The sequence below is a fragment of the Streptomyces sp. NBC_01707 genome (assembly GCF_041438805.1).
In the GTDB taxonomy this organism is placed as follows: Bacteria; Actinomycetota; Actinomycetes; order Streptomycetales; family Streptomycetaceae; genus Streptomyces.
In genome coordinates, this window is the sequence record NZ_CP109190.1 from 2,985,100 (window position 1) to 2,996,484 (window position 11,385).

Genomic DNA, 11,385 nt, shown 5'->3' on the forward strand with positions numbered 1-11,385 from the left:
GGTTGCTGAGACGCCTCCGGCTACACGGCACCGGCCCCGGTCAGCGCCCGGACCTCGGTCTCCGCATGCTTGGCGGCATCCGGTGGCTCGGCCGAGGTGACCGTGCCGATCCAGCCTGCCAGGAAGCCGAGCGGGATGGAGACGAGGCCGGGGTTCTCCAGCGGGAAGAGCTGGAAATCCACTCCGGGGAAGAGCGAGGTGGCGCTGCCGGAGACGACCGGGGAGAGCAGTACGAGCACCACCGCGGGGATCAGCCCTCCGTAGACCGACCAGACCGCCCCTCGCGTGGTGAAGTTGCGCCAGAACAGCGAGTACAGCAGCACGGGCAGATTGGCCGAAGCGGCGACGGCGAAGGCGAGCGCCACCAGGAACGCCACGTTCAGATTCTGCGCGACCAACCCGAGCGCAATGGCGGCCACCCCGATCCCGGTAGCTGCGACCCGGGCCACGGTGACCTCACTGTGCTGCTTCCAGCCCGGACGTCTGAGCGAGGCGTAGAGGTCGTGGGCCACGGAGGCCGACGAGGCGAGCGTGATCCCGGCGACGACGGCGAGGATGGTCGCGAAGGCCACGGCGGCGACCACGGCGAACAGGATCGTTCCCCCGGTGGAGCCCTCGCCGCCGCCGAGCACCATCGCCAGCAGCGGAACGGCCGTGTTCCCGGCGGGATTCGACGCCCGGACGTCCGAGGAACCGACCAGCGCCGCCGCGCCGAACCCGAGCACGATCGTCATCAGGTAGAAGCTGCCGATGAGGCCGATCGACCAGACGACCGAGCGGCGGGCGGCGCGGGCCGTGGGCACCGTGTAGAAGCGCGACAGGATGTGCGGCAGCCCCGCCGTGCCGAGCACCAGGGCAAGACCCAGGCTGATGAAGTCGAAGCGCGCGGTCCAGCTCCCGCCGTACTTGAGGCCGGGAGAGAGGAACTCCAGCCCGTGCCCGCTCCGTTCGGCGGCGGAATTGAGCAGCGTATTGACATTGCCGTGGAAGTGGACCAGCACGAGCACGGTCAGCACGCTCGCGCCCACCATCAGCAGAACGGCCTTGACAATCTGGATCCAGGTCGTGGCGCGCATCCCGCCGAAGGACACATAGATCACCATGAGCGCTCCGACCCCGATGACGGTCCAGGAGCGCGCGGCTCCACTGGTGCCGCCGAGAAGCAGAGCGACCAGGCTGCCCGCACCCACCATCTGCGCCACCAGATAGAGCACGGAGACGGTGACGGAGGAGGTGCCCGCCGCGATCCTGACCGGACGTTCCGCCATCCTGGCGGCCACCACATCGGCGAGGGTGAACCGGCCGCAGTTGCGGACGAGTTCCGCGACGAGCAGCAGGACGACGAGCCAGGCGACGAGGAATCCGACCGAGTAGAGCATGCCGTCGTAACCGAACAGGGCGATCAGGCCGGAGATACCGAGGAAGGACGCGGCCGACATGTAGTCGCCGGCGATGGCGAACCCGTTCTCCATGGGGGAGAACAGCCGGCCGCCCGCATAGAACTCCTCCGCCGATCCGTGCCGGTTGCGGCTCACCCAGGTGGTGATGGCGAGCGTCACTGCGACGAACACGCTGAACAGCAGCAGCGCCAGGGTCTGGTGGTTCCCGATCAACGCCCGATCCCCCGCGTCATTTCCTGAGTGTCCCAGCGCAGATCGAGCGCCGCCCGGTCCCTGCGCAGCCGCGCATGACGTGCGTACGCCCCGGTGAGCAGGAACGTCGTGAGGAACTGCCCGAGCCCCGCGACCATCGCGACATTGACCGCGCCGGCCACCGGCCGGGCCATCAGCCCGGGTGCGGTGATCGCTGTCACGACGTAGGCCAGGTACCAGACGAGGAACGCGAGGGTTGCGGGGACGACGAACCGCCGGTACCTGCGGCGCACTTCCTGGAAGGCCTCGCTGCGCTGCACCTCCAGATAGATGTCGGCCGCGCTGTGACCGCGCTGCGGAGGCACGGAACCGGGTGGCCCGGCCGGCACGAAGCCTCCCGTACCGTCCAGCTCACCCCATCCGGAAGCCAGCGCGTCGTACCACGGGTCGCCGAGCCGCATCGCTGCCGCCTCGCTCCCTGCTTCCTTCTCCACCGAACAACTCCCCTGGTCCACGGACCACTTCGGCCGCGTACCCAAGAATGGACAGATCGGGAAGTTCCCGGGCACGTCATTTGCCGCACTTCACCTCTTCAGGTGAAGGATGTCCCGGGCGGGTGTGCGAGCCCGCGAACATACGCATAGCGCACGGCCTGCGCCCTGTCGCGAACTCCGGTCTTGGCGAAGAGATTGTTGATGTGGCTCTTCACGGTGGCCTGCGAGATGTGCAGCTTGCGGGCGATCTCCGGGTTGGACAGTCCTTCGGCGATCAGGACGAGCACTTCCGCCTCGCGGGGCGTGAGGCCGTCGGGCAGTTGCTGCTCGCCGGCCGGCGGACCGGCCGGCGCGGGTGCCGTGGTGACCCGTTCCAGCAGCCGCCGCTGCACCGCGGGCGAGAGTCCGGCCTCACCCGACAGCACAGCCTCGATGGCCCGCACGATCTCGTCGCCCCCGGCGTCCTTGGTGAGGTATCCGCGGGCCCCCGCCTCCAGTGCGGGGAAGAGCGAGTCGTCCTCCGCGAACGTCGTGAGCACCACCACCTGAGTGTTCGGGTACTCCGCGCGGATACGCCGCGTGGCCTCCACCCCGTCGCAACGCGGCATGCGGAGGTCCATCAGAACCACGTCCGGAGCCACCTCCGCGACGAGCGCGACGGCCTCTTCCCCGTCCCGGGCCGATCCCACCACCTCGATCCCCGGCAGCAGCCCAAGCAGCATCACGATTCCTTCGCGCACCACCGACTGGTCGTCGGCGACCACGACACGCGCGGTCACGCGGGCACCCGCAGTCTCACCACGAACCCCTCCTCGCCCGGACCGGCCTCGAGAGTCCCGCCGAGCAGCTCGGCACGTTCCCTCATTCCCAGCAGACCGTAGCCGGAGCCACTGACAGCGAGCTCGTCCACGGGTGGACGGCCACCCCGGTCCCTGACCTCCAGGGCCACCTCTCCTGGCAGATATTCGAGCCGTACGAGCACGTCGGCCCCCGGCGCGTGCTTGCGCACATTGGTCAGCGCCTCCTGCGCCACCCGTCTGACCGCTTGCGAGGCCTCGGCCGTCAGCGGCCGCTGCTCCCCGGCCACCGTCACCTCACCCGGCTCCACCGCGGCCACCAGCTGTCGCAGGTAGTCCTCCACCGGGGAGATCTCCCCCCGCAGGGCGGAGAGCGCCTGCCGGGTCTCGGCCAGCCCGTCGCGCGCCATCGACCGGGCCGCCACCACCCGCTCCAGCACCTGGTCCCGGAACTCCCCCGAAGGTTCTCTCTCGATGAGCAGCCGTGCCGCCTCCAGGTGCACCAACTGCGCGGAGAGACTGTGCGCGAGGACGTCGTGGATCTCGCGGGCGATCCGGGAGCGTTCGTCCAGCGCCGCCGACTCGGCTTCGGCCACCCTGGCAGCCCGCTCCTGCTCGAGGAGCCGCTGGGCACTGCCGCGGGCCTCGGCATCCAGCCGGAGCACGTATCCCGCAAGGCAAAGCCCCGCTGTGGTCACCGCCGTCGTCATCCAGCCCTCGGTGTTGACGGCGGCGTACGCGGCCAGCGCGACGGCCGTGGCGGGGATGCCCGCCGAGAGCGGCAACCGCTCCAGAGCCGTGACCGCGCAGCCGCACCACAGGATCACGGCCGGCACACTCGCACCGGCCTGCTCAGCCCCGAACGCGGCCGCCATCAGCAACGCCAACAGCCCCAGGGACGGCCAGAGCCGATGCTCCAGGCTGGTCCGGAAGAATGCCCACCCGGCCCAGACACAGCCGATGACACCCAGCAGGCCGACCACGACTTCCCAGGGCCCGAACCTGCCGTTGGAGAAGGTGCCCCAGAGCATGAGGGTCAGCACCAGAACGCGGACGGACCAGGCGATGGCCGTCCGGGGGCGGGTACGGCCCCTTCTCGAGAGAGCCTCCCGGGACGGCCAGCTCGTCCAGGTCTCGCTTGTCACACGGAGTCCTTCCACGCCGACCGCGACGGCATGCCGCCCGCAGCGCCACCGTACGCCGGACGCATCTGGCGGGCGCGCCACATGAGCACGCCACTGCGCACCAGCAGCGTCACCGCCAGAGCCGTCATCAGGGCGGCACTGCCTTGATGTATGCCCATCAGCGCGGCGGCCCCGTACAGAGCGGCTCGCAGCACCAGACCGCCCGTCCAGACGAAGACGGTGGCCTTGCTGCCCTTGCTCCACAGTGAGCCGTCCGGTTCACGCCACAGCCTGGCCGTCCAGCCCCAGCCGGCACCGGTGACCAGCCCCACCGCCAGTTCGGCGCCGAGAACCACGACGGACAACGCCTCGTGGTGCGCGTCCATCAGCCCGGGTTCGCGCAAGGACATGACGAGCAGGATGCCCGGCAGAATCCACCACCGCCGGTCATCGGAGATCCGCCGTGCCGAGCACTGGCGGACCACGACGATGGCCACGACGGCAATGATCAGGAGGGCATTGACGAGCCCGGGCATGGGGGCCTCCGAGGTGCGGGAAAGGTCATCGCCTTCGACGCTACGGAAAGGCCCAGGTCAGGGGATCGGCTCAGGGGTTGATCGTGGGTGGAGCCGCAGTCTCCACCCACGGGTGGAGACTGCGGCTGCCGGTCATGCGTCGATGCGGGAGCGGTCCAGCGTGGCCGCCGAGTTGGAGATGAACTCCTTGCGGGGCGCGACCTCGTTGCCCATCAGCAGATCGAAGACCTGCTCGGACGATTCCAGGTCGCCGATGTTGATCCGCCGCAGTGTGCGGTGTCGCGGATCCATCGTGGTCTCCGCCAGCTGATCGGCGTCCATCTCGCCAAGACCCTTGTACCGCTGGATCGAGTCCTTGTAGCGCACGTTCTTCCGCTGCAGCTCCAGGAGCGTCTCCCGCAGCTCACGGTCCGAGTACGTGTAGATGTACTTGTCCTGGCCCTTCTTCGGCTGACTGAGCTCGATCCGGTGCAGTGGCGGCACCGCCGCGAAGACCCGGCCGGCCTCGACCATGGGCCGCATGTAGCGCTGGAAAAGAGTCAGCAGCAGAATGCGGATGTGCGCGCCGTCGACATCGGCGTCGACGAGAAGGATGATCTTCCCGTAGCGAGCCGCGTCGATGTCGAAGGTCCGGCCGGACCCCGCTCCTATGACCTGGATGATCGCGCCGCACTCGGCGTTCTTGAGCATGTCCGTGACGGACGCCTTCTGAACGTTGAGAATCTTGCCGCGGATCGGCAGCAAGGCCTGGAACTCTGAGTTCCGGGCGAGCTTGGCGGTACCCAGCGCCGAGTCTCCCTCGACGATGAACAGCTCACTGCGCTCCACGTCGTCACTGCGGCAGTCGGCGAGCTTGGCCGGCAGCGAGGAGGACTCCAGGGCCGTCTTCCTGCGCTGCGCGTCCTTGTGCTGACGGGCCGCGATGCGGGTCCGCGCGGCGGCCACCGCCTTGTCCAGGACCGCCCTGGCCTGCGCCTTGGCATCACGCTTGGTGGAGGTCAGGAACGCCTTGAGTTCCTTGGCCACGACATTGGCGACGATCCGGTTGGCCGCCGAGGTGCCGAGCACCTCCTTGGTCTGGCCCTCGAACTGCGGTTCCGCCAGCCGGACGGTGACGACCGCGGTGAGGCCTTCCAGGGCGTCGTCCTTGACGATGTCGTCCTCGGCGACGCGCAGCAGCTTCACGGAGCGGAGCACCTCGTTGACCGTCTTGGTCACGGAGCGTTCGAAGCCGGTCACATGGGTGCCGCCCTTGGGGGTGGCGATGATGTTGACGAAGGATTTGAGGTTGGTGTCGTACCCGGTGCCCCAGCGCATGGCGATGTCGACGACGAGCTCACGGGTGACCTCGGTCGCCGTCATGTGCCCGCGCTCGTCCAGGACCGGCACGGTCTCCTTGAAGGTGCCCTGCCCGGTCAGCCGCAGAACGTCGCAGACGGCCTTGTCCTGCGCGAGGTACTCGCAGAATTCGCTGATCCCGCCGTCGAAGCGGAACGTCTCCTCGGTCTTGCCCTCACCGTCGAGACCGCGCTCGTCGCGCACGACGATCGTGAGGCCGGGGACGAGGAAGGCGGTCTGCCGCGCCCGCTGGTGGAGCGTCTCCAGACCGAGCTTGGCGTCCTTGAGGAAGATCTGCCGGTCCGCCCAGTAGCGCACCCTGGTGCCGGTGCGCGTCTTCGGCACCCGCTTCCCCTTGCGCAGGCCGTTGGCCGGGTCGAACGGGCTGTCCGGCCCCTGCTCGGTGAAGATGCCCGGAACGCCGCGCCGGAAGCTGATCGAGTGGGTCGCGCTGTTGCGGTCGACCTCGACGTCGAGCCGGGCCGAGAGCGCGTTGACGACGGAGGCCCCGACGCCGTGCAGACCGCCCGACGCGGCGTACGAGCCGCCACCGAACTTGCCGCCGGCGTGCAGCTTGGTCATCACGACTTCGATACCGGACAGTCCGGTCTTGGGCTCCACGTCGACCGGGATGCCGCGGCCGTTGTCCCGGACCTCGACGGAGTTGTCGTCGTGAAGGATGACCTCGATGTGATCGCAGTGACCGCCGAGAGCCTCGTCGACCGAGTTGTCGATGATCTCCCAGAGGCAGTGCATGAGGCCGCGGCTGTCAGTCGACCCGATGTACATCCCGGGGCGCTTACGCACCGCTTCGAGCCCCTCGAGTACGAGAAGGTGCCGCGCGGTGTAGTTGGAGCCGTCTTGGTCTGCTCCGGTCAGCAGCGCAGTGGACGGCACGGACGTATCGGCGGTCACGCGGTTCGCTCCTCGCTGAATTTCATTTGGGGCCCGAGTGGGTAACGGGCTCGGCTTCGGTAGCCGCTGAGAGCGTACCGAGGCCTGGTAGAGCGGTTGTAACGCCACCCTCGGGGGAATGCTCACAGTAGTCCAGCGTCGCATACGCGTTCGATCCCTCGTTGGAGTGACGCGCACATCACGTTCCCTTCGAGGCATGAACCATTTAGGCTCCGGGCACGTCCTCATGAACAAACCGGCAAGCCGGCCGGACGGACGACCGACCAAGACAAGCAACGCGAAACCGTAGCGCTACGCAATACGGCACATTCGCCGCCAACCGGCAACAGACAGCCATTTTGAGAAGAAGTTTCGAAGAAAAGCCACGAGCGGGAACGTTTTCGGCCTGGTTGGATGTTGACCCTGGTACGACAGCTCGTCGAGCTAGAGAAGAGGCGACGTGACTACTGTTCTGACCCCCGCGAGCCCGCTGACCGCAGCAGACCGCTGTGACCGTTGCGGCGCCCAGGCATATCTGCGCGTCGTCCTGATCAGCGGCGGTGAACTGCTCTTCTGCGCCCACCACGGTCGCAAGTTCGAGCCGGAACTCAAGAAGATCGCCGCGGAAATACAGGATGAGACGGACCGGCTGACGGCCGTGCAGGCCAACGCCGCCGAAGAGGAACAACACTGACACCTCGCATCCACGACGAGCCAGGGTCCGGTTCCTTACCGGCCGACGGGCGCCTCCCCCTGCGAGGGGGAGGCGCCCGTTCTCATACCCACGGAGCGAGGCCGGTCAGCTACTGCCCGCCATCCAGCCGATGGCGGCGGAGATCCGCGTGTAGACACCAGGGGCACCCGGGAGCCCGCAGCCGTTCCCCCAGGAGACCAGCCCGACGAGTCGCCCGCGGGCGACCAGCGGGCCTCCGCTGTCTCCCTGGCATGCGTCGTGCCCACCCAGCGGGTCTCCCGCGCAGAGCATCGCCGAGGCCTGGTACTTCCCCGCCCTGCCCCCCGGGTAGGCCTGCTCGCACGTGCTGTCCGGAAGGACGTTCACCTGGGCGGAGTGGAGAGACGACGCAAAATCACCGCGCCCTGTCGTGTCCCCCCATCCATAGACCACGGCGCCGGCAGCCGGCTCGTACGCCTGGTCGCCGGCCGGGGCCATCGAGATCACGCTCTGCCCGGGAAGCGCGTTGGCCAGGGTGAGCACCGCCAGATCGCCGACATTGGTCGTGCGGTCGTATCGCGGGTTGATCCATGCATCCTTGACCGCGATCTCATGGCCTCCGGTCCCGTTCAGCTCGTCCCGCCCGGCGATGATCCGCAGATCGCTCGCCTTGGTCACATCCGTGCCGAACTCCTCCTGGTTCAGACAGTGCGCGGCGGTCAGGGCCTTCGTCGGAGCCACCATCACGGCGCCGCAGAACTGGCCCGCGCGGGTACCTCCGAAACGGTCACGGCTGGACAGCGCGACGACCCAGGGACTGTCCTTGACATGAGCGGGCTGCCCACCGATGACAATGCTGTCCGCAGCCGCCGGAACCGAGGAGCCGAGCGGTATCACGGCCGCGGCAGCAGTCAGGGCGAGGACCCCGGTCATGGCGCGGGCGACGGTGCGGAACATGCGTACTCCTGACTCTGTGATGGATCATGCCCACTCAGAGTCATCCAGGCCGTCGGTGACCGCACCTGCACATAGGCCAAGGGCCCGGTTCCCATCGGAACCGGGCCCTTGGACCATGTACTCCTGCGACCTAGTCGAGGTAGTCGCGCAGCACCTGCGAACGCGACGGGTGGCGCAGCTTCGACATGGTCTTCGACTCGATCTGGCGGATGCGCTCACGCGTCACGCCGTAGACCTTGCCGATCTCGTCGAGGGTCTTCGGCTGACCATCGGTGAGACCGAAGCGCATCGAGACCACGCCGGCTTCACGCTCGGAGAGCGTGTCCAGCACCGAGTGCAGCTGCTCCTGGAGGAGCGTGAAGCTGACCGCGTCGGCCGGAACGACCGCCTCGGAGTCCTCGATCAGGTCACCGAACTCGCTGTCCCCGTCCTCACCCAGCGGGGTGTGGAGGGAGATCGGCTCACGACCGTACTTCTGGACCTCGATGACCTTCTCGGGGGTCATGTCGAGTTCCTTGGCCAGCTCCTCCGGGGTGGGCTCGCGGCCCAGGTCCTGGAGCATCTGGCGCTGCACGCGCGCGAGCTTGTTGATGACCTCGACCATGTGCACCGGGATACGGATGGTACGGGCCTGGTCGGCCATGGCGCGGGTGATCGCCTGACGGATCCACCAGGTGGCATACGTGGAGAACTTGTAGCCCTTGGTGTAGTCGAACTTCTCGACCGCGCGGATCAGACCGAGGTTGCCCTCCTGGATCAGGTCCAGGAAGAGCATGCCGCGGCCGGTGTAACGCTTGGCCAGCGAGACCACGAGACGGAGGTTGGCCTCCAGCAGGTGGTTCTTGGCGCGACGGCCGTCCTCGGCGATGATCTCCAGCTCGCGCTTGAGCTTCGGCGCGAGCTTGTCGGAGTTCGCCAGCTTGTCCTCGGCGAACAGGCCCGCCTCGATGCGCTTGGCGAGCTCGACCTCCTGCTCGGCATTGAGGAGGGGAACCTTGCCGATCTGCTTCAGGTAGTCCTTGACCGGGTCGGCCGTGGCACCGGCGACGGCGACCTGCTGCGCAGGCGCGTCGTCCTCGTCGTCGTCGGAGAGGACGAAGCCCTTGGTCTCGCCCTCGCCCTCCTCTTCGTCGCCCTTGCCTACCTGTACTTCCTCGGTCGCCTCATCGCCGTCGAGCAGCTCGTCGGCGTCCTTCTTGCCGGACTTCTTCGTTGCTGTCTTCTTGGCCGCCGTCTTCTTCACAGCGGTCTTCTTGGCAGCCGTCTTCTTGGCTGCCACCTTCTTCGCAGGGCTGGCCGCGGCGGCATCGTCGGCCACCACGTCCACGGTCTCGGCCGACGGGGCGGCGGTGGCCGCGACGGTCCTCGTCACGGTCGTCTTGGCCGCGACAGTCTTGGTGGCGGTGCGCTTGACCGGGCTCTTCGCTGCGACGCTCTTGCGGGCGCGTTTCGGCGACTCCGCGGCACTGACCATCAGCGTCACACCCTCTTCCTCGAGGATCTGGTTGAGGCTGCGCAGAACATTCTTCCACTGGGTTGGCGGAATCTGGTCAGCCTCGAAGGCCCGACGCACGTCATCGCCGGCGATCTGCCCATCAGCCTTTCCCCGCTCGATGAGCGCCATCACAGACTCTGACTCGGCGATCTCCGGCGGGAGCGTACGGGATGTGCTGGCCGACACGAACAACCTCTCGGAACGATGGAAACGGCTTCCGGCCCGGCCCCGGTGAGGGCTGGAACCGACGACCGCCGGGCTGGGAATAAACCGACGGCGCGGGCTTGGCCTCAGAACTGCACAGCGCGCCCAATGGCTGCTGTATTCCTTCCGCGGCGGTCACCTCTTAAGTCATCGCACTGTCTCGAGGAGTGTTACGCCCAATCCGCGTGGCCCGAGTCACACCTCAATTGCGACGAACATCGCCAGGAAGGACATCTCTCCACAATTGTGCCGCCGGACCGCGAGGGTCCGGCGACACGTGGTCCGTACCCTGGGCGCGTCGCGCTCAGTGCTCGCGCGGCGCCGGTACCACTCGCTCCACCTCCGGGTGGACGACAAGAAGTTGGCGCATGGCCGCCTCGGCACCCGTCGCGTCACCGGTGGCGAGAGCCTCGACGATCCGGGCATGGTGACCGAGGGACGCCTCGCCGGGACGGTCACAGGCCGTGATCGGACCGCCCGAGACCTGCAGGGCGGCGGAAACGATGCCGGAGAGGTGTTCAAGCATGCGATTGCCGGCGGCCTGGATGAGCAGTGAGTGGAACTCGGCATCGGCCCGGGAGCAGGTGATCCCGTCACCCTGGGCGACAGCGTGCCCCATGATCTCGACCATGTCACCGAGGCGCTGCTGGATGTCCTCGCGACCGTGACCGGCGGCCAGGCGAGCGGCGAGCGGCTCGATCGTCCATCGGAGCTCACCGAGCTCACGACGCTGGTCGTCGCGCTGCGGACCGAAAGCTCGCCACTCGATGATGTCGGGGTCCAGCAGATTCCAGTCGCTGACCGGGCGGACCCGGGTACCCACGTTCGGCCGGGCACTGACCAGGCCTTTGGCCTCAAGAACGCGCAGTGACTCGCGCACGACGGTGCGGGAGACCTCGAAACGCTGGCCGATCTCCTCCGGCACGAGCGGGCGGTCGGCGCCCAGATCACCGGAGACGATCATCTGACCCAGCTGCTGAACGAGTTGGCCGTGGAGGCCGCGGCCGCGGCTTGCCGAGCCCCGTCGGCCCGCCCGGCCCAGCTCGGCGTCGGCGCCGCCCCAGGAACGAACGGCTGCATGCTCGCCGGCCGGCGCCTCCGTATAGGGGTAGCGATCGAGATCACCCGAGCCGGCGAGGCCGGAGTCGACGGAGCGGGCGGCGGTCATCATGGTGTGCGCAAGGGTACTCACGCATCCTTTGTCGGCGCGGCCCAGCCACCCCTTGAGGTCTTTGGTGAAAAGCACACGAAAGGGTGATCAGCGCCAGCCCCCCAATTGAC

10 protein-coding genes are annotated in these 11,385 nt (G+C 68.0%); 1 reads left to right on the top strand and 9 read right to left on the bottom strand.

Annotation, left to right across the window (positions count from 1 at the left end; genetic code table 11):
• Positions 1 to 20: 20 nt before the first annotated feature.
• From OG963_RS13305 to OG963_RS13330, 6 genes are all read right to left on the bottom strand, one after another.
• The gene (locus OG963_RS13305) at positions 21 to 1,613 is read right to left on the bottom strand and encodes a cation acetate symporter (RefSeq protein ID WP_093777287.1); all 1,593 of its coding nucleotides are present in this window, start codon (positions 1,611 to 1,613) and stop codon (positions 21 to 23) included.
• A complete protein-coding gene (locus tag OG963_RS13310; protein WP_030927194.1) occupies positions 1,610 to 2,053 on the bottom strand; it encodes a DUF485 domain-containing protein in 444 nt (147 codons plus the stop codon). Before OG963_RS13310 ends, OG963_RS13305 begins: the two co-directional genes overlap by 4 nt.
• A gap of 131 nt (positions 2,054 to 2,184) precedes the next feature.
• Complete coding sequence (locus OG963_RS13315) at positions 2,185 to 2,865, bottom strand: response regulator transcription factor (protein WP_319327168.1); 681 nt, start codon at positions 2,863 to 2,865, stop codon at positions 2,185 to 2,187.
• A complete protein-coding gene (locus OG963_RS13320; RefSeq protein ID WP_371798939.1) occupies positions 2,862 to 4,028 on the bottom strand; it encodes a sensor histidine kinase in 1,167 nt (388 codons plus the stop codon). Before OG963_RS13320 ends, OG963_RS13315 begins: the two co-directional genes overlap by 4 nt.
• Positions 4,025 to 4,543: a CcdC protein domain-containing protein gene (locus OG963_RS13325; protein ID WP_093777293.1), complete on the bottom strand. Its 519-nt coding sequence runs from the start codon at positions 4,541 to 4,543 to the stop codon at positions 4,025 to 4,027. Before OG963_RS13325 ends, OG963_RS13320 begins: the two co-directional genes overlap by 4 nt.
• A 132-nt stretch (positions 4,544 to 4,675) precedes the next feature.
• Positions 4,676 to 6,796, bottom strand: a complete 2,121-nt coding sequence (locus OG963_RS13330; RefSeq protein WP_030927186.1) for a type IIA DNA topoisomerase subunit B — start codon at positions 6,794 to 6,796, stop codon at positions 4,676 to 4,678.
• A 439-nt stretch (positions 6,797 to 7,235) separates the two neighbouring features.
• On the opposite strand from OG963_RS13330, the gene OG963_RS13335 reads away from it, so the two are divergent.
• Positions 7,236 to 7,469: a hypothetical protein gene (locus OG963_RS13335; RefSeq protein WP_030927184.1), complete on the top strand. Its 234-nt coding sequence runs from the start codon at positions 7,236 to 7,238 to the stop codon at positions 7,467 to 7,469.
• A gap of 105 nt (positions 7,470 to 7,574) precedes the next feature.
• Here OG963_RS13335 and OG963_RS13340 read toward each other — a convergent pair whose 3' ends face one another.
• The 3 genes from OG963_RS13340 to OG963_RS13350 form a co-directional block, all read right to left on the bottom strand.
• Entirely contained in the window at positions 7,575 to 8,405 is an 831-nt protein-coding gene (locus tag OG963_RS13340; RefSeq protein ID WP_093930907.1) for a trypsin-like serine protease, read from the bottom strand.
• A 130-nt stretch (positions 8,406 to 8,535) separates the two neighbouring features.
• Positions 8,536 to 10,086 (bottom strand): RNA polymerase sigma factor, encoded by a 1,551-nt coding sequence (locus tag OG963_RS13345; protein ID WP_030927180.1) that lies wholly within the window; start codon positions 10,084 to 10,086, stop codon positions 8,536 to 8,538.
• Positions 10,087 to 10,408: 322 nt separating this feature from the next.
• Positions 10,409 to 11,275: a FadR/GntR family transcriptional regulator gene (locus OG963_RS13350; protein ID WP_327129207.1), complete on the bottom strand. Its 867-nt coding sequence runs from the start codon at positions 11,273 to 11,275 to the stop codon at positions 10,409 to 10,411.
• Between the last annotated feature and the right edge of the window lie 110 nt (positions 11,276 to 11,385).